Raw genomic sequence first — 19,342 nt, forward strand, 5'->3', positions numbered from 1 at the left:
GTCTTCCAAGGAGGCACCACACGGTGCGCATCGACCATGCGACCCCGCCCTCGCCCACTGACGCGCCGGCGGCCGGTCGCCAGCCCCGCGTCGTCGTAGCTGTCCACGAGGGCGTCTACGGTGCCGCGTCGGGCACCGGCTTCAGCAACCGCGCCTTCCTGACAGCCCTCGCCCGCATCCTGCCTACGGGCCGCCTCTCCGTGATCACCCCGCACGTCCCCGAAACAGCGGGAGCGCACGATCGGCGGTGGACCTGCGAGGTCCAGCAGATGCTGAAGAAGGCCGAAGCCCAGGTGATCACGATCCCTGCGGTCCCTGCGCCGCCGGGCTCGGTCCACGGCGCCATGCAGCTGTGTGACCTGGCCGGCGAGGCTGCCTTACGCGTCGCCCATCGCACCAGCCGCTGCCTGCTCGTCGGCCTCGACGCCCCCCTCCTCGGCCTCGCCCCGTACACGTCCCCCACCATGGACCTGCTCCTCGTCCCGCGCTCCGCAGCGGCCCTCACGCGGCCAGGAGACCGGTCGCGGATCCGCTGGGAACGTGAAGCCCTACGAGCGGCGATCGCCCGAGGAGGGCGGATCGGGGCCATCTCCGCCCACATGCGAGTCCACCTCGTCGCGGGCTGCGGTGTCCCTCGGGCGAGCATCGTGAACATCCCGAACGGACTGATCCGGGAGGAGCTGACCAGGCCGACGGTTGTTCGCCCCTTGCCGTTCAAGGCCCGAGGCGGATTCCTGCTTGCCATGGGGCGCGCGGTGCCCACCAAGGGGTTCGAAGACCTGCTGGAAGCGCTGCACGTCCTGAAGGAGCGTGGGGTTCGTATTCCGCACCTGCTCCTGGCGGCCGTCACTTCGGAGGGGCACGAGCGCCTCACCTCTCATCAGAAGGACCTAGCGGCAGGCATCCGCGCCTACGGCTTGGACGCGACGCTCATCACCCGCTTCAGCCCCTCCGTCCGCTCCTGGTTGCACAGTCCGGCGCTGCGCGCGGTCGTCGTTCCCTCACGCGAGGAGCCCTTCGGACGGATACCCCTGGAGGCGTTCGCAGCAGGCGCCGGGCCAGTGGTCGCGACCAGCGCCGGCGGTCTGGCCCAGACCGTCATTGAGGGCGTGACCGGCTTCACCTCCGCACCCCGGGACTCCAAGTCCCTGGCATCCGCCCTGCACAGGGCCTTGACCGTCCTGCCCCGAGAACGCGAGCGGCTCCGGAACGGCGGAACCGCTCTGGTGCGTTCGCGCCACGATTACGAGGCCAGCATCGGCTCCGTCATCGGCCGCATCGCCCCGTGGGTTCTGGCTCCGTCGTCCACCGGGGAAGGCGGGACTCGATGAGCAGGCCGGTGGTGCTCGTCAGCCTGGAATCCCCGCACTCCTTCTGGCGGCTGTCCGCCGAACACGAGCGTTCCCTACGTATCGCCTTCCCGGGTGTCGACTTCCGTACGGCCGGAGAGGAGGACGTGCCGTACCGGCTGGCCGAGGCACACGTCTACCTCGGCTGGCGGTTCGAGCCGTCGTGGCTCACCAACGCGCCCCACCTGAACTGGATCGCTTCCCCGGCCGCCGGCACCGACCATCTGCCCGTCGCCGAGGCTCACGCCGCCGGGGTGACCCTGACCCGCTCGTACGGGTTCCATGGCCGACCCATGGCCGAGCACGCCATGGGGCTGATCCTCGGCTTCTCCCGCGGGTTGTTCATGAGCCAGCGCGTCCAGCGAAACCGGACGTGGTGGAAGGACGACCTCGCCGCAGAGTTCTTCGACCTTGCCGGGTCGACGATGACCATCGTCGGCTGCGGCAGCATCGGAGGCCATCTCGCTCGCGCCGCCCGCGCTTTCGGCATGAACGTGATCGGAGTGCGCCGGACACCGCCTGCGGTACCCAGGGCCGGGATCACCTGGATGCTCGCCTCGGCGGTCCACCAAGCCGTCGCCGTCGCAGACGTGGTGGTCAACCTGCTGCCCGCCACCCGCGCCACGGACCGCCTCTTCGACCACCGCCTCTTCACCGCCTGCAAGCCCGGAGCGCTGTTCCTCAACCTCGGTCGTGCGACAACCGTCGACCAGCAGGCCCTCCTGGCCGCCCTCAACGCCAGCCACCTACGCGGCGCCGCCCTGGATGTCTCGGACCCGAAACCGCTGCCGGCTCGCCATCCACTCCGGCTCCACCCACGGGTCGTGCTCACACCGAAGAGCTCGACGCTCTGCCGCACGTACATGAACGAGGCGGTCGACTTCTTCGCCGCCAACCTGCGCCGATACCTCGCCGGTCAGCCGCTCAACGGCCTGGCCGAAGTGCCCGACGCCCGCTCTTCCCTCGCTGGAGGCTGACCGATGCCCACCACCCGCCACGACCTGGCCGCCGCTTTCGCGGCGACCGGCCGCAACCACCCCTACCTGGCCTTCACCCTGAACTCGCTGTGCAACCTCGACTGCGTTTTCTGCAAGCCCCGTTGCATGCCGGACTACGGGCACAAGGACCGTCCTCTGACAACCACCGACTACGCGGCCATCGCCGCCGAAGCCGGCACCTGGAAGATCCGGAAGGCGCACTGCTCCGGAGGCGAGCCGACCCTGAGGGCGGACATCCTCGACGTGATCGCGGGACTCGCAGACGGCCTCGGGTCCGGTGCCGCGATCGGCATGACGAGCCACGGCAACCTGCGCCGCGGGCTGAGCGTCGAGAAGCTCCGTGACGCCGGCCTGACGTACCTCAACCTCAGCCTGCACAGCCTCGACCCGGAACGGTCCGCCACGATCATGGGAGGCGGCGACCCACGCACCACCCTGAGCACCCTCGACGACGCCCTCGCCCTCGGCCTGCAGGTGAAGGTCAACTGCGTTCTCCAGCGCACCTACCTGGACGACGCCTTCGCCGTGGCCGAGCTCGCCCGCGAGCTGCCTGTCGCCGTCCGCCTGATCGAACTCCAGAACATCGGGCCCGCGCAGGCGCTGTTCGACACCGAGTTCATCAGCGAGGCGGACGTCCGCGACCTTCTCCACGAGTGGTTCGCGGGCGCGGGCGAGGTCTCTCGTGACCAGCTCGGGGTCCGTAGCCCCGGGCAGTACCTCCGCCCCGACGGCTGGGCGGGCTCGATCGGCTTCATCTCCAACTCCAGCTGCGCCACATGCTCCGACGCCAACCGAATCAAGATCACGCCCACCGGTGTGGCCCGCCCCTGCATCCTCCACAACCGTGACATCCCCCTGAAGCCCCACCTCGCCGACGACACCCTCGATGACGCCTTCGCCCACCTCTTCCAGGCCATGCTCGACCGCAACACGAACGACGCCTGGCAGGGCTTCCACTACGTCGACTACGACCTGCGCTGGGACCGGATGGAGCGCCCCGAGGGCGCCCCGGTCCTGCCCCTGCTCCCCGTCCTGACCACGGGCGCGGCTCAGTCCTCCTGCACCCGAGCCTCCACCGGGGAGCGGTGATGGTCGTGGCCGAAGCGCCGCCCCTCTACCTGGGACTCGGAGCGCTGTACGAACGCGAGCTGGACGCCCATGACGTCGGGGCCGTGATGCTCACCCACAAGTGGCAGTCGGCCGATCTGCTGAGTCCCCACTCGGACATCGACGTGCGTGTCCTCCTGCCGGAGTCGCCAGAGGACTGGGAGGATTGGAACCACCACCTGGCCTCCGCGCACAGGTCCGCGGTCCGCCGGGAGGTCTCCCACGGACGGCTTCTGGAGCATCCGCCCGGATTCGCGTTCACCGTGGCCGAGGCGGACGGACGACTCATCTCCGCACCCGAGCTCGCGACATGGTCGCTGGTCAGCGGGAGCGCCCGGGACTTCCAACGCTGGAGGTCCCGAGCCCAGATGGCGCCCTGGTGCGAGGTCGACGAACGCTTCTACCGAGGAATCCTCCAGGCGCGGCTCGGCGGCCGGTACCAGCTGGCAGCGGACAGTACGGACAACGTGGTCGAGGACATCACGGCGTACCGGCGCCACTGCGTGGCCTGGCACTACCTCGCCCCCTGCTGGTTCGCCGCTGCCGCGCTCGCGACACGGACCCGCTGTCCTGGCAAGACAGCCGCGCTCACCCAGTGGCGCCCGGACGGGCTGGACGCCTACGCCGAGTTGTTCCTCCGGCACTCAGAGAGCGGACCCAACGGGCGACCCCGTAGCCCGCGCCACCTGCTCCGCGCGGCACATGTCTCCCTGGAGGCTGCCATGCGCCGCATTCCTGATGCGAGCCATACTCCCGACACGGGCAAGGAGTCCACGGGGACCGACTGGGTCATGACCGCCGGGATGCTCCGCGTACGCGTCGCCCGCTGGCTGTACTACCTCGATCCGCCGTCCGGCGTCGCGACTGAGTACTTGATCCGGCGGGAGGCGAAAGAGCTTCGTTCCGCCGCCCAGACCCTGTACACGCTCGCGGAGGACGGGACCAGTCCCGCCCAACGTCTGGCCGCCCGGATGGCCGGACTGATCCCCACCGGCCCCACGACCGCCGACACCCTGCGCGCCACCCTCGCCCACTGGCATCGGCAGAAGCCCATCGTGCGGGACTTCCTCAGCCTCACGCCCGAAGACGTCAACCCCTGACACAAGGAGCCTCGCCATGCCCGCGCGCGCGTCTCATCCCCGCGTCCTGAAAACAGCGAAGATCAAGATCACGACGAAATGCAACCGGTCCTGCGACTTCTGCATCTTCGCCGACGGCGCCCAGGGCGAGAACATGTCCCTGGATCTGTTCTCCACCATCCTGGCCCGGCTGGAGACCATCCCGTTCCAGCAGCTGCACATCAACGGCGGCGAGCCCACCGTGCACCGCGACTTCCCCGCGCTCAGCGACGCTGCCCGCACTCGCCTGCCGGACAAGGTCATGGTCCTGGGCACGAACGCCATCACCCTTGCTCGCAACCAACGGATCATGGAAGCCACCCTCCGCTCGTACGACCAGATCCTCATCGGCTGCGACGACGAGCACGAGAACTACGCCGAAGTACACGCCGTCGTGCCCCGACTCCGTGAAGCCGGCAAGACCGTTGTCATCAACAGCGTTCTGGAAGGCATCAGTTCCTCCCGGCTGGTGGAGCTCGCGAGCCTGTGCGACGCGTACGGCGCGATCCACGTCACCAACCACGTGCACCACGTCGACGTCGGCCAGCCGTCGAACGAACTGCGCGGCATCTGCGACCGCTACCTCGACCAGCACCTGATGATCGAGATGGACGGGTCCTGCTACCGCTGCTTCAACGCCATGGCGAAGGACGACAGCGAGTTCAGCATCTGGGACCAGGACTTCGCGGCCAAGGTGTTCGCCCCGCGAGCCCACCACTTCCGGTTCTGCCTGCGCTGCCACGAGTACGCCGACTCCGGCGCCGCCCCCTACCCGCCCGCATTCCGACCGCCTGACCCCAGACCGGAGGTACACGACCATGTCCGCAGTCCTCGGGCTGAACTTCCATCACGACACTGCCGCCGCCTTGATCGTCGACGGCCGCCTCTACGCGGCCGAAGAGGAACGCTGGAGCGGTGTCAAACACAATCACCCCACCCGCAAGGGCACGCTCGCCGCACCGGCCCGAGCACTCCAGTGGTGCCTGGAGGCCGCCGGCATCGAACCGCAGGACATCGACGCCGTCTGGGCCGCCTCCATGCGCCCCAATCCCGCCGCCGGCTGGTGGCTCACCGAGGAACGGGAAGAGCTCGCCGCCCTCCTGCCCGCCCCGCTCGATGAACGCCTCCGCCTTCTGTCCCATCACACCGCCCATGTGCTCTCCGGCTACCTGCTCTCCGGACACGATCACGCGGCGGGCCTCGTCATCGACGCCGGCGGCTCCGCCCTCGGCGCCGACTTCGGCCCGGGCAGGGAACGCATCACCGGCTACGACCTGCGGCCGGATCGCATCGACCGCCTCCACCAGAGCATGCCGGCCGTGGTTCCCGGCCCTGTCGGCCCTCGCCGTGTCCACTCCTCCCTCGGGCACTTCTACCGGAACCTCGCCCGGAGGGTGATCCCACCCGGCGACGAGCCCGAGGGCAGCATGATGGCGCTCGCCGCATTCGGCGACCCCCAGCGCTATGGGCCGCAGATCCGCGAACTCGTACGGCTCAGCGACGACGGCGAGGTCCGCGTCGACCATCCTTGGGGCTCGGCGGACAGCACCACACCTCTGCTGCTCCGCGGCCACGTCTGGACCGCCGCCAACGCCTTGGAGCAGCCCGAACACGAACGGGCCGACCTGGCCGCCGCGGTCCAGGATGTCTTTTCCGAATCGGTCGTCCACATCGCACGCCATCTGCGGCGGCTTACACGGGCCTCGTCGCTGGTGTTCTCGGGCGGATGCGCCCTGAACTCCCACCTCAACGGCCGGCTGGCCGCCGACAGCGGCTTCGACAGCCTCTTCGTGGCGCCGGCGCCACACGACGCGGGCACCGCCGTGGGCGCCGCCTTGTACGCCTGGCACTACCAGCTCGGGCAGGAGCGCCTTCCGGTACCGACCGATGCGGCCTGGGGCCCGAACCCTGGCACGCTAATGCCTGATGCGGTGCCATCCGGCTACCGCGCTCTGACTGGCCTCGGGGCGGGCCTGGCACCCGCAACAGCCACGCTGCTCGCTGAGCACCGCATCGTCGGCTGGGTACAGGGGCCGCTCGAATTCGGGCCCCGGGCCCTCGGCCACCGTTCAATCCTCGCCCACCCGGGCCACGCCGCCACCCGGGACCGGCTCAACGCGATCAAGCGACGAGCCGATTACCGCCCGTTCGCCCCGGCCGTCCTCGCCGAGCACGCCACAGAGTGGTTCATGTCGGAGGGTGACCCCTTCATGAACCGCGTCGCCCACGTCCGCCGCTGCCGAGCCGACCGGATAGCGGCAGTCACCCACCACGACGGCACCGCCCGCGTCCAGTCCGTGGCCGCCGACCACCAGGGCCTGCACGAACTCCTTGAGCAGTTCCACGAGCACACCGGACTGCCGCTGCTCTTGAACACCTCCTTCAACCGCAAAGGCACCCCGATCCTGCGGACCTCCCCGCAAGCCGTACAGGCGGCAGCGGACCTCGGCCTCGACGCTCTCGCCGTCGGAGACACCCTCCTGATCGCCGACCACGTCTCCGACCCCCGTGCGCAGTCCCAGCCGTTCTTACGAGAGGGGTGACGGAGATGGCCGCCACCGATCTGCCACACATCCTGACCACGCTCGGCGCCACCGCATGGTCCGCCAGGGCAAGTTCGCGCGCCCGTGTGGCCGCCGGCCTGGCCCTCACGATCTACGCCGGCCATACGCGGGATCAGGGCACCCCGTACCTCCAGCACCCACTCGCCGTCGTCGCGATCCTGCGGCACGAACTCGGCGTTACGCAGCCCGAGACTCTCCTCCTCGGCCTTCTGCACGACGCCCTGGAGGTCGATCCGAGCTCAGAGGCCCTCGTCACCCACCAGCTGGGGGCGCCCTTCGCCGAGCGCCTGCGTGCGATGACGCCCGACCACCGGCTCGAACAGCGCCCCAAAGCTCCCGGTGACGAGACCCGATGGCGCACGAAGACGGCGGCCCTCCCCGCAGAGGAACTCCTGGTACGGCTCGCCGACCGCATCCACAACCTGCGCGACCTGGCCGCCTCGCCGAACCAAGAGCGCCGACGGAAGTTCGTACGGAACCTCAGCGACTTCCACCTCCCCCTCGCCGGCGCCGCACGCCACCTCAGCCCCTACCTGGAAGCCGCGCACACACTGCTCAACGCCGAGTACGTCCACCATCAGCAGGAGGCACGTCCGTGAGACGGATCGCGTACTCGATGGAGCCGGTCGGCCGGACCGGCGGCCGGGTATACCTTCGGATGCTTCACGAGGCAACCGCCGACGACGTGGAATGGCGCACGGTCCCGGACCACAAGCGCACCTACCGCATCCGCCGCTGGCGGAAGCTCCGCCACCTCGCGCAGCTGGGCCCAACCGTCCGAGCGCTGCATTCCGCCCCAGGTACCTTCGTGTGGGACGACATCAGCCTGCTGATCTTCACGCCGGAGATGCGGGCCCGCACCGTGTTCCTCCTGCACCACTACGAACCGTTGCAGCACGACTCCGCCCCCGTCGAGGCCATGCTCTGGGAGCGGCTGTTCCGGGTGCTGCCGCAGTGTGCGGCCGTGGTCTGCGTATCCCCGTACTGGGCTGACTTCCTCCGCGCCCGCGGCGTCCGCAACATACGGGTGATCTACAACGCCTTCGACATGGCCGAGGTCGAGCGGGCGCGGGGCTTCGTCCGGGCCGAGTGCCGCGCCGAATTCGGTCTGGCCCCGGAGACGATCGGCGTGTACGCGGGCAAGGCCGTCCACTGGAAGGGCACCGAGGAAGTCGCAGCGGCCCTGACCGGCGTACCCGGGCTACGGGTGATCACCAGCGGTAGCAACACCATCGGCCTTGACGCCGCGCACTACGACGTAGAGCGCGAGCGGTACCTACGGCTGCTGCGGGCGTGCGACGTCGGCGTCTTCCTGCCCCGCATGCAGGAGGGCTGGAGCCGCTGCGCGGCCGAAGCCCTACTACTCGGCCTGCCCTGCCTGATCCGGCCGATCGCGGGCCTCGGCGACCTCGCCGCTCTGACCGGCCAGCCCACGCCGGACCTCGACCGTCTGCCGGCGCAGGTCCGGGAACACGCTGCGGCACGCCGGACCGAAGCCAAGACAGCGTACGAGACCCTGGCTCGGTTCGACCTGAACTACTTCGGAAACGCCTGGGGCGACCTTCTCGCACAGGTCGCCTGACCAGAGCGACTACGCCCGGGCGGCCAACTTCTCGGCCGCGGCGTCCAGACGGGCCAGCACGCGGTCCCGGCCGAGCAGCTCCATGGACTCGAACAGCGGGAGTCCGATCGTTCGGCCGGTGACCGCGACCCGGATGGGCGCCTGGGCCTTGCCCAGCTTCAGCCCGTGCTTCTCTCCCACGGCGAGCGTGATGGCCTTCAGACCGTCCGCCTCCCAGCCCGCGACGGTGGCGAACTCGGCACGAGCGTCGGCCAGGATGTTTTCGGCGCCGGCTTTCATGGCCTTGTTCCACGACGCCTCGTCCTCGACGGGCGCGTCGAGGAACAGGAAGTCCACGTAGCTGGTGATCTCCGACAGCAACGCCAGCCGCGTCTGGGCCAGCGGCGCTACCGTCTCGAAGAGAGCCTGGTCGAACGCCTCCGGCTGCCACGGCGCGTACGGGGCCACGAGCCACGGCGCACAGGCTGCGGCGAACTGTGCGGGCGCCAGAGCACGGATGTAGTCGCCGTTGAAAGCCGTCAGCTTCTTCACGTCGAAGAACGCCGGGGCGGTGTTGACGTCCTCGATCCGGAAGAGCTGCTCCAGCTCCTCGTACGGCATGAGCTCCCTGTCGCCGCCCGGGCCCCAGCCCAGGAGCATCAGGTAGTTCACCATCGCCTCGGGAAGGAAGCCCTCGGCGAGGTAGTCCTCCAGCGCGACCTTGTCCCGACGCTTGGAGAGCTTCTGCCGCTTCTCGTTCACGATCACGGGCAGGTGCGCCCACACCGGCGGCTCGGCGCCGAGCGCCTCCCACAGCATCTGCTGCTTCGGCGTGTTCGACAGGTGCTCCTCGCCGCGGATGACCTGCGTGATGCCCTCGTCCAGGTCGTCGACCACGTTCGCGATCAGGAAGACGGGGGACCCGTCACCACGGGCGATCACGAAGTCCTCGATCGCGCTGTTCGGGAACGCCGGCTCCCCGCGGATCAGGTCGACCACGACGGTCTCGCCCTCGTCCGGTGTCTGGAACCGCAGCGCCCGGCCTTCCTCGAAGGCCAGCCCGCGGTCCCGGCAGAACCCGTCGTACCCGAGGTGCTCCGACCCCGTGCGCTCCTTCAGCTGCTCCCGGGTGCAGTCGCAGTAGTACGCCTTGCCCGCCGAGTACAGCTGCTGGGCGGCCTCACTGTGCCGGGCCGCGTTGTGCGACTGGAAGTACGGCCCCTCGAAGGCATTGTCCTCACCATGGATGCCGATCGCCGCGAGCGCGCTGATGATGCCGTCGATCCACTCCGGCTTGTTCCGGGCTGCGTCAGTGTCCTCGATCCGCAGGACGAAGGTGCCGCCGGACTGTCGTGCCACGGCCCAGTTGTAGAGGGCGGACCGCGCCCCGCCGACATGGAACATGCCGGTCGGAGACGGGGCGAAACGAACGCGAACCGGGGCAGTAGACATGCGATCCAGAGTACCGATGCTCGACCGGAGCCCCGAACCACTCATGCCTTGGTTCGAATGGTGAATCAGTGCGCTCGACTTCCCAGAGGGACCTACTCCGCGGTATGGTTTTACAATGTCTGAGCAGCGAAAAGAACGATCTCCTGACCGCACGGCGGTTGAGCTGTTCGCCGGCGGAGGCGGCCTGGCTATGGCCGTTGGGCGAGCGGGGTTTCGGCCGCTCCTCTATAGCGAGGTCGCCACCCGCGCCTGCGAGACGCTTGAGGCCAACGGCGCCAAGGAACGGGGTGACGAGGAATGGATCCCCGACCCCGGCGGGCCCGTACCTCTCATCAGGGGCGACGTCCGGACGCTCGACATGAACTACCTGTGCGGCAAGGTCGACGTGCTGGCCGGCGGCCCGCCGTGCCAGCCGTTCAGCCTGGGAGGAATCGCTAAGGGCGACGAGGACAAACGGAACATGTTCCCGGAAATGTTCCGGGCGGTCCGCGAGATTAAGCCCAAGGCCGTCATCTGCGAGAACGTCGTCGGGCTTCGACGCAAGTCCTTCGAGCCCTACTTTCAGTACATTCTGCGGGAATTGTCTTACCCCTACCTGAAGCGCGACCCGGACAGCACGTGGCAGGAGCACGACGCCCTCCTGCGCGCCTACGACGCGGGATTGAGGGACGGTCGCGTCCTTGATCCGTCCGGGGGCCATGAGCTGTACGACGTGGTGGCCACAACCGTCAACGCGGCGGACTACGGCGTACCGCAGATCAGGAACCGGGTGATCATCGTCGCGTTCCGTCGAGACCTCGGTGTGGACGTCGAGGAGTTCAAGCGGAGCGTCAAGCGCACACACTCCTACGAGGCTCTGATCCACTCAATGCGGAAGGGCGACTACTGGGAGCGGCACCGTGAGCTTCGCGGTCACGCAGTGCCCGACCACGTGCGTGTCCGCGCTCTCGCCGGGCTCCCCAAACAGGTCAATCTCGAAGCCGAGGAAGCTTCACTGCTCCCGTGGCGAACCTTCCGTGACGCCCTCGCCGGAATGAACGGCGAGCCGCCGCTCACCCAGGACCTGTGGAGCCGCCTAGACCGAGAGGAGCGCTATCTGAACGGCGTGACGAACCACATCGGCTGGCCCGGGGCGCGCATCTACAAGGGACACACGCCGAACGAGCTCGACCGGCCGGCGAAGACCGTGAAGGCCGGTGTCCACGGAGTACCAGGCGGGGAATCGGTGATGCTGACCGATGACCGCGTTCGTGATGCCTCCGTACCGGACGGCTGGACGTACAGGCATCGCTACATGACCGTACGAGAGACGGCCCGCGTGATGACCTTCCCTGACAGTTGGGTCCTCGAAGGCCCGCGGGGAGAGCGGATGCGTCAGCTCGGAAACGCCGTTCCCGTCCTGTTGGGTGAGTTCTTCGCGAAGGCAGTGGCCAAGGCCCTGGACAACGCGCGGAGCCTGAGGTGACCTCCGGGAAGGCGGCCCCCCACCAGGCGCGCTGGAAGGACAAGCCTCCACCCACGAAGGCGTGGAAAGGGCGGCCCGGCAGGACGAGAGCCCAGGCCACGGCGGAGCAGGACAAGGCCGCTGGCGGCCCTGACCGACGCTGGGTAGATCTGGGGGACGGGCGCCGGGCGCGTGCCTCCGTCGAACTGAAGGTGCTGACGAAAACCCGACGGATCCGAGCCTATTTGCGCTGGTCCGACAGAGGGTCCACTCGCAAGCCGATCTACCTCGGAGAAGTCGAGCACGAGGCCCGTCGCGAGAACCTCGCCGAGGCTTGGCGCAGAGCGATCAAGGGCGGCCACGTGCTGCCCGAGGAGGAGACGCCGGCGTCCTCCTGGGCGGCGAGCCGCTCAGTTCGCGCCTCCATGCGGGGCAATCGGTCACGCGACACGGCTCCAGAAAAGCTCCTACGGAAGCACCTGCACGAGCGGGGGGTGCGATACCGAGTCTCGCACCGCCCGATGGCTGGCGTGCGGCGAACCGCTGACGTCGCCTTTCCAGGCGCGAGGGTGGCCGTGTTCGTGGATGGCTGCTTCTGGCACGGCTGTCCGCTTCATTGCCGGTGGCCGGGAACGAACGAGGAATTCTGGCGAGACAAGATCGAGGGGAATCGCGCGAGGGACTCCGAGACCAACCGCCTGTTGGAGCAGTCTGGGTGGCTGCCTGTACGGGTCTGGGAACATGAGGACTCGTCAGAGGCGGCCGACAAGATCATCGCTCTTGTGAAGGTCCGGCGGCGCGTCACGGCCTCCGAGAAGCGCGCCTCACAGGTCACCGTCAACCAGAAGGTCGGCGATGGCGTCCTCAGCGCGCCGCAGCATGATGCGACCGTCGCCCGCGCTATAGGCGAGCAAACTACTACCGCAAGCAAGGCCGGCCTCCGCCAGTAGCCCGATGGGCAACTCGACCCGACCGCCCTCGTCGATGGTTACCTCGGCTGGCTCTCGGATCATGAGAACCAGTCTGGCATGACCACGGGCGGATCGTCGGCGATGCATCGCCGCTGGTGCACGGGCTGATTCCGCAGATCCCCAACTGATTGTCAGTGGGCGTCAGTAGAGTAAACGCATGCTGACGCGAGGTAACTCGGGGGGCGAGTCGCGGGCAACGCGAAGCTCAATCCCCACTGGTCAAACGCACTTCATCAAGCACGACGTGGCCACCTGGGGAGCGACGACGCATGTCTGACGGCCAGTACATCAACGTGATGCCGCACCCCCGCATCCTCGGTGTCCTGGGCGACATCGAATTCGCGGCCTGGCAGTGCCTCGCCGAGCTTGTGGACAACGCCTTCGACGTGTTCCAAACCTCTCCCGAGACGGGCGGCGAGAGGCCAACCGTGAGCATCTCACTGCCGACCGCGCAGGACTCCCGGTCCACGGCTGAAGTGGTCGTCCAGGACAACGGCCGAGGCATGAGCCTCGACGAGGTGCGCAAAGCGATCAGCGCCGGCTGGAGCGGCAACGGTCGGCACGGAGCGCTGGGTCTGTTCGGCATGGGATTCAACATCGCGACCGCTCGTCTCGGCCGCAAGACCGTCGTCCGTACCGGGCGGGCTGGCGACACCTACTGGACCGAGGTCACGCTTGACCTTCCGCAGATCGAGGCGTCGGCCGCCTACCAAGCTCCATACCGCCAGGTGCCCAAGGCGAACCTCGATGAGCACGGGACCGTCATCACCATTAGCGACCTCAAGGGGGAGCAGTTCGAGGCGCTTCGTCGCCCCAACGCCCTCAGGGTGATCAGGGAGAAGCTGGGCGATGTGTACAGCTATCTGCTCACTGAGCGAGGCTTCCGGCTGACGATCAACGGCAAGAAGCTGCCTCCCCGGACACTCTGCGTCTGGAGCGAAAAGCGCACCGTCACGCGCCGAGGCGTGGAGATCAGCGCCATCCAGCCCATAGACGTCTCTCTCTCGGACAAGAAGGCGTGCATGGCCTGCGGGTATTGGAACCCGCTCGACGTTGATCACTGCCGCGAGTGTGACCAGGACCGGCTTGAGGTCCGCTCGCGCCGAATCTGGGGCTGGCTCGGTATCCAGCGCTACGTGCACCGCACGGACTATGGCGTCGACTTCCTGCGCAACGGCCGGAAGATCCTTCTCAAGGACAAGCGGATCTTCTACTGGACTGATGAGGACGGCCTTGGCGAACCGGAACTCGAGTACCCGATCGACTCCAAAGCGGCGACTGGCCGCATCGTCGGGGAGATCCACTGCGACCACGTCACCCCGAACTACCAGAAGACAGCGTTCGAGTTCGAGACCGCCGAGTGGCACCAAGTGCTGCGTGCCATTCGTAAGGAAAGTCCGCTACGTCCGGAGATCGCCAAGCGTCGCCAACTTCCGGAGAACGACAGTCCGCTCGCACTCCTGTACTCGGGCTTTCGCCGACAGGATCCCGGCCTGAACTACTTGGTGCCCGGAAACGGCAAAGAAGCCATCCACGAGAAGACCATTCAGTGGGCGAAGCTGTTTCGGGACGCCCATCCCGACTACCAGAGCGACGAGATCTGGTACGAGGCGGCCCACAGCCACGACCATCCGCACCAGGACGAATCGGGCCCTGACTCGGACAGCGGCACGGACGAGCTCCTGCCCGGCCTGGGACCCGTATCTCCTGGCGAGGACGACGCGCAGGACGTTCCCCGGACTGAAGATGCGCCCCCGGCCGACGATCCGGCGCCGGTAGAAACCTTCGCCCAACGGCTGCAGCGTTACCGCGATACCGCAGACCAGTTCCCCGACCTCGCTGGCGAATACCTGATTCCCGAAATGGGTCGGATCGAACTGAGGGTCTGGGCTGTACGGGGCCAGCGACTCACCAATGCCAAGGATCAGGAAACGCCAGCCTTCGCCATCATGCTGCGTTCCCCGCAGCTGGAGGTCTTCGTCGACTCCGATCACCAGCTCTATCGGGAGCACGGGGCCGACATGCGTGACATGGCGCTGCTGGAGGCAGCCGAATACATGCGCGTCCGGCAGAACGACAACTCCACACCTCTGTCGCGATTGCTCCTCCTGTTCAAGGAACGCTCCTCCAGCCCTCGCCTCACACCAACCGCGATGGCCGACGAGGCCGAGCGGTTGTTGGAGCGGATCCGCACCCTGATGGCGCCGGTGATCGCGGAGACGCCTGCTGTTCACTGGCTGCAACTGCGAGCCCACGAGAGGGAGGCCGCCGAGGAGCGTTTCGCCTTGGAGTCGGAGCCCGGCCTCGACTGGAACGAGGCGGTAAACAATGGAGAGTTCATCCGTTTCACTCCCGCCAGTGCCGTCCTGCGCGTCATCAGCGAGTCGCCGGCGCTCTTCATGGACGGAAAGGTCTTCCGACGCTCCTATGCCGCGCTGTCGGCCTCGGACGCCCGCGACTTGATCGTCGAGCGCTTGATGAACCCCCTGAGTGATCTGGCGCTGCTCGCGCAGCACCGACCGAAGGTCACCCCTGAAGAGTTGGGGCGCATTCGGGTCAGCTGCCGCTTGATCGCCCGTGACCTCGCGGACGACAGCTGACGATGGGAGAGGCGATGCACAGCTTCCTGGATCCGGGCCCTCTTCTCGACGCCGGGCCGCTGCAGTTCCCAAGGCGTGTCGAGCGGCTCCTGTGGCATCTCGGCTTCACGGACGTCGCCGTCATCGATGGCTCCGGTGACGAGGGTGGCGACGTCCTCGCTCGCCGCAAGGGCGAGCTCTGGGTCTTCCAATGCAAATGGAAGCGCCGAGGAGTTGTCGGCGCTGACGCTGTGGACGAGGTCGACAACGCGCGTGACCACTACAGCGCGCATCAGGCCGTCGTCGTGACAAACAGCCGCTTCAGCTCAGACGCCCGGCGCCGGGTCGACGTTCTCTCGCGTATCCGCCCCAGCATCCACCTCTGGGAAGGCGGTCACCTCGCCCGCAGCTTTGATGGGGTCCCACCCCGCTTCGGTGAGGTGACGCCTCGTCCCTACCAGGCCGAAGCTCTGTGGGCCTTGGGCAAGGACCTAGACTCACACGGCCGCGCCATGCTCATTCTCGCTACCGGGCTTGGCAAGACCGTGGTCGGCGGCGAGGTCGTTGCGGCGCACCTCCGCCGGCATCCCGCGGATCAGGTTCTGGTCGTCGCTCACGCCAAGGATCTTGTCCAGCAGCTGGAGCGCGCCCTTTGGCGACACCTCCCCAAGAGCATCCCGACCCGTCTCCTCACCGGGGACACTCGACCGGACAACCTGTCCGGAGTGACGTGCGCCACAGTCGGCTCCGCCCTGCCAGCTGCCCGCTTCGGCTACCGGCCAGCACTTGTCATGGTTGACGAGGCTCACCACGTCGGCGAGGACGGTCAGTACGACGAATTGCTCGACGTGCTGTCCGATGCGAAGCAGTTCGGAGTCACGGCCACACCCTGGCGAGGGGACTCGCACGACATCAGCCACCATTTCGGGCCAGCGAGCTTCACACTCGGTATCGAGGAGGGCATGAAGCGGGGTTACCTGGCACAAGTGGATTACCAGTTGTTCGTCGACAACCTTGACTGGGACGTCGTGAGAGCGGCTAGCGAGCACGAGTACGGTCTGGGTGACCTCAACGCCCGCCTCTTCCTGCCACAGCGAGACGAGTCCATCCGCGATGAGCTGGCTGCCGCCTGGGCGGCAACGACGAACCCACGAGCCATCGTGTTCTGCCGCACGGTCGCGCACGCGGAGCGACTGGCCGAACTACTGCGTCGTACCCCCTTGTGGTCCGGCGCCCTGGCTCTCCACGCCGACCTGACCAAGCGTGAGAGGCAAAGCCGCCTCCTAGCGTTCCGTAACGGCGATGTCCCCATCCTCACCTCAGTTGACATCCTCAATGAGGGAGTCGACATCCCCGACGTCAACATCCTCTGCTTTGCCCGGGTGACGCACTCCCGGCGCATCTTCGTCCAGCAGCTGGGGAGAGGGCTCCGACTGCGGGAGGGCAAGGAGCGCGTGACAGTGCTCGACTTCGTAAGCGATCTACGCCGGATCGCAGCGGCCCTCAACATGAAGCGAAGTCTGGAGGGGAGTGAGGTCGAAGTCCTGGACCAAGTGGCGCCCTCACAGATCGAGTTCAACGACCAACGGGTTGCGACCCTTATGGAAGAGTGGATCAGAGACGCGGCCTGTCTCGAAACCGCGTACGACGAGCACCGCTTGCAGTTCCCCTCCGCCCTCGCCGCCTTGGAGTAGACGCCTTGCCGCAGCTCAACCTTCCGGAATCTCTTCGACGTCGCATCCTGCTCGACATGTACAGCACCGCCGACGTGCTGGATTGGGAGTTCCTGGGCAATCCCGGGAAGACCGCTCAGTACCGCCGATGGTTCGATGCCTCCGGCATTGGCGGGGAGCTCCGAAGGTTCGCCAGCGATCAAGACGTTCGGGTGTGGATCAAGGACGTCCCGATGAAGGAGTACGCCAGGGCCCATGAAGGTATCGGCAACTTCGTCCCGTACGTCCGTCGCCGTTTTCGCGGGGCGGACGAGATCGTCCAGTTCTTCTGCGGAGCTGAGTGGTCAGTGGTGCGGGACTCGGTAGAGGGCAAGCCCAACCACTGTCTCGCCACTGATGGCAAGGCCACGCGCTACATCTGCTGGGGTAAGGCTGGGGTCTTGAAGGACCTCATCTGGGCGGCGCTGAACGAGGGAATCGACTCACCCACCCGCCCCGGCATCGTGATCACAACCAGGGACGGCGAGACCATCCCCCAACGCGCGCGCGAGCGTCATGCCCTGCTGGCCAATCGCTGTGGGGTCGATCTCGCTCACCTGCACCGCACCATGATCGATAACCCAGACCTCATCCAGATGTCATAGATAGAGATCCTCCGGATCACCACAGTCGCCCAACTCCACAGGCCACAGACCTATAGCAGGCAGCCAGCGCTCGCCAAACCTGGTTGGCAGGGCGAGCGCCGGGGTGATGGCATTCGACGTTACGGCTTGTGGTGTGGGGAGGGGGCGAGGAAGCCGTCCGGGCCGAAAAGGGCAGTTCGGTTCAGGTAGCGATTGAAGTGGTCGCACGCCGGCTCGCCCAGGTGCAAGCACGCGGGGCATGCGCCGCCATTACGTTCGCAGGCTGGATCCATGGCACACCGGGATTCGGCTCCAGCGATGCTGCCGAGCAGCATGTCTAGATCGTTCTCAAAGACGGCTTGCAGACCGCCGAGAACGAAATCGCCTCGGCTGGCTGCGAAGACGAAAAATCCATTGTGCCGAGGGATAAGGTATTCACCCAATCCTTCTCGGTCGACACCAGCAAAGACGGCGAGTTGTCGGATAGCCCGGTGCGCGTAGGAGTGGATGAGGGTGAGAAGGTCCCGGCCGGCAGGTGACGCGTCCTCCGGGTCGCTGAAGCGAGAAGGCGGGGTCACGTGAGCGGCAAGGACAGTGCGGGCGGTGCGCTCGTCACGTGCTGGCGGTAGCACGTGCTCGCGTTGACGCAAGGCGGTATGAACTAGGAGTGGATCGAGCCGAAAGAACAGCGCCTCAGTGGATCGTAGGTCAGCATAGATCCGTCGTCCACTCTTTCCCGTAAACAGGCTCAAACGAGATGTACCAGGCTCTCCACCACCTCGCGTATACCCATATACAGCCTTGAGGACTGGGAAGTCTGTAAACAGATCTACCCCCGAAAGACCAGCGCGCCGCAGAGCTGCGGGATAATCGACTTCATAGCGGGTCCGAACGGCGAGCGGGGTGACAGGGCTGATGAGGTCGGCGACGCGCTGGCGGGATCCCCTCTCGGTCGCCGCCAAGGCGACATCTACGGCCTCCCGTTCAGCAGCTTCGATTTGCACGCTGTGGGCGTTGGCGAGTTCACCGAGGTCTTCCTCGGCACCCAGTTCACCTGCTGCGCCAGCGACAGCGGCCATCTTCTCGGCAACCGCACGGGTCAGCCCAGCAGCGACGAGCTGGTCGACTAGGGAGGTCTCCGTCTGGCGCCCCGCGCCCGGTTGGGAGTCCTCAAAGCCACCCAAGGCCCAGGTCAAGGCACGACGCGGTCCCCCAGACTCGGTGACACGACGCATCGCGGCGCGACTAGCTGGGTTAATCTGTGTGAATGCCTGGGGCGTATAAACGCTGGCAGATCGGTGGACGTTGTAGCGCAGGTACTCGGCGTTCTTGGCCTCGGAGTACCGACGCCCGCAAGGACACTTGCGCCACGCGAAGCCCTTCTGGATTTCCCTCTGGCACACCGGGCATTCAAAACGGATGCGCGCGGCGTCCATGCTCGACTGATGGGGCATGCGGACCTGTCGGTGCTCCCGGCACAGAGGAATCGATGGTTGTTCCAGCAGTCCGCAGTCATGGAATCCGACGAAGTGCAGTTGCCGCCAGTGTTTGTTCCCGCACTGGCAGGTCTTGGCGTCGCCGGTCTCAACACGTCGGCACGCCCTGCACACCCAAACCAAAGGAAAGCGCTCGACGCGCACTCCCTGTTCGGAATTGACTCCGACAACTTCGACAGGTCCGCCCGCGCGCAGGTAATTGACTGCGGTAGCGTCCAAACCGCGGCCCACCCAGCCCTCGAGCTCGGAGATCAGCCGTCCCCTGACGATCGTGTCCTCGACATCAACGGGGCGCGGGTCCTTCCATTCGGTTGTGCGCCAGATTCCGCCCTTGAGGTCAGCGGTCTGCTGCGGGAGAAAGTTGTAGAGGATCTGGGATCCGCTGCGCTGGTCCTTCATCGATATGC

14 protein-coding genes and 1 pseudogene are annotated in these 19,342 nt (G+C 67.0%); 13 read left to right on the top strand and 2 right to left on the bottom strand.

What is annotated here, in order from left to right; all coding sequences use genetic code 11:
* Positions 1-23 precede the first annotated feature (23 nt).
* The 8 genes and pseudogenes from OHT61_RS15030 (at position 24) to OHT61_RS15065 (ending at position 8,718) form a co-directional block, all read left to right on the top strand.
* Entirely contained in the window at positions 24-1,331 is a 1,308-nt protein-coding gene (locus OHT61_RS15030; RefSeq protein ID WP_329038708.1) for a glycosyltransferase family 4 protein, read from the top strand.
* On the top strand, positions 1,328-2,326 hold the full coding sequence (locus tag OHT61_RS15035) for a D-2-hydroxyacid dehydrogenase (RefSeq protein WP_329038710.1): 999 nt from the start codon (positions 1,328-1,330) through the stop codon (positions 2,324-2,326). The genes OHT61_RS15030 and OHT61_RS15035 overlap by 4 nt, the downstream gene beginning before the upstream one ends.
* 3 nt (positions 2,327-2,329) lie before the next feature.
* Positions 2,330-3,436, top strand: a complete 1,107-nt coding sequence (locus tag OHT61_RS15040) for a radical SAM protein (protein ID WP_329038712.1) — start codon at positions 2,330-2,332, stop codon at positions 3,434-3,436.
* Positions 3,436-4,554, top strand: coding sequence for a hypothetical protein (locus tag OHT61_RS15045; RefSeq protein WP_329038715.1), 1,119 nt, complete (start codon positions 3,436-3,438; stop codon positions 4,552-4,554). Before OHT61_RS15040 ends, OHT61_RS15045 begins: the two co-directional genes overlap by 1 nt.
* 16 nt (positions 4,555-4,570) lie before the next feature.
* A pseudogene (locus OHT61_RS32520) lies at positions 4,571-4,891 on the top strand (radical SAM protein); the annotation flags it as partial.
* Between the two features lie 499 nt (positions 4,892-5,390).
* The gene (locus OHT61_RS15055; RefSeq protein WP_329038717.1) at positions 5,391-7,115 is read left to right on the top strand and encodes a carbamoyltransferase family protein; all 1,725 of its coding nucleotides are present in this window, start codon (positions 5,391-5,393) and stop codon (positions 7,113-7,115) included.
* A gap of 5 nt (positions 7,116-7,120) precedes the next feature.
* Positions 7,121-7,735, top strand: coding sequence for an HD domain-containing protein (locus OHT61_RS15060; protein WP_329038720.1), 615 nt, complete (start codon positions 7,121-7,123; stop codon positions 7,733-7,735).
* Positions 7,732-8,718: a glycosyltransferase gene (locus tag OHT61_RS15065; protein WP_329038722.1), complete on the top strand. Its 987-nt coding sequence runs from the start codon at positions 7,732-7,734 to the stop codon at positions 8,716-8,718. Before OHT61_RS15060 ends, OHT61_RS15065 begins: the two co-directional genes overlap by 4 nt.
* 9 nt (positions 8,719-8,727) lie before the next feature.
* On the opposite strand, the gene gltX is transcribed toward OHT61_RS15065, so the two are convergent.
* Entirely contained in the window at positions 8,728-10,101 is a 1,374-nt protein-coding gene (gltX, locus tag OHT61_RS15070) for a glutamate--tRNA ligase (protein WP_329043271.1), read from the bottom strand.
* A 163-nt stretch (positions 10,102-10,264) separates the two neighbouring features.
* On the opposite strand from gltX, the gene OHT61_RS15075 reads away from it, so the two are divergent.
* The 5 genes from OHT61_RS15075 (at position 10,265) to OHT61_RS15095 (ending at position 17,460) form a co-directional block, all read left to right on the top strand.
* Positions 10,265-11,614, top strand: a complete 1,350-nt coding sequence (locus tag OHT61_RS15075; RefSeq protein WP_329038724.1) for a DNA cytosine methyltransferase — start codon at positions 10,265-10,267, stop codon at positions 11,612-11,614.
* The gene (locus OHT61_RS15080) at positions 11,611-12,543 is read left to right on the top strand and encodes a very short patch repair endonuclease (protein ID WP_329038725.1); all 933 of its coding nucleotides are present in this window, start codon (positions 11,611-11,613) and stop codon (positions 12,541-12,543) included. Before OHT61_RS15075 ends, OHT61_RS15080 begins: the two co-directional genes overlap by 4 nt.
* Before the next feature lie 290 nt (positions 12,544-12,833).
* Positions 12,834-15,164 carry an ATP-binding protein gene (locus OHT61_RS15085; protein ID WP_329038726.1) on the top strand — a complete coding sequence of 777 codons (2,331 nt, stop codon included), beginning with the start codon at positions 12,834-12,836 and terminating at the stop codon, positions 15,162-15,164.
* Between the two features lie 14 nt (positions 15,165-15,178).
* The gene (locus tag OHT61_RS15090) at positions 15,179-16,837 is read left to right on the top strand and encodes a DEAD/DEAH box helicase (protein WP_329038728.1); all 1,659 of its coding nucleotides are present in this window, start codon (positions 15,179-15,181) and stop codon (positions 16,835-16,837) included.
* Between the two features lie 56 nt (positions 16,838-16,893).
* On the top strand, positions 16,894-17,460 hold the full coding sequence (locus tag OHT61_RS15095) for a hypothetical protein (RefSeq protein ID WP_329038731.1): 567 nt from the start codon (positions 16,894-16,896) through the stop codon (positions 17,458-17,460).
* 119 nt (positions 17,461-17,579) lie between these two features.
* On the opposite strand, the gene OHT61_RS15100 is transcribed toward OHT61_RS15095, so the two are convergent.
* Positions 17,580-19,334 carry a hypothetical protein gene (locus OHT61_RS15100; protein WP_329038732.1) on the bottom strand — a complete coding sequence of 585 codons (1,755 nt, stop codon included), beginning with the start codon at positions 19,332-19,334 and terminating at the stop codon, positions 17,580-17,582.
* Positions 19,335-19,342 lie beyond the last annotated feature (8 nt).

Origin of the sequence: Streptomyces sp. NBC_00178, assembly GCF_036206005.1 — a bacterium.
GTDB lineage: Bacteria > Actinomycetota > Actinomycetes > Streptomycetales > Streptomycetaceae > Streptomyces.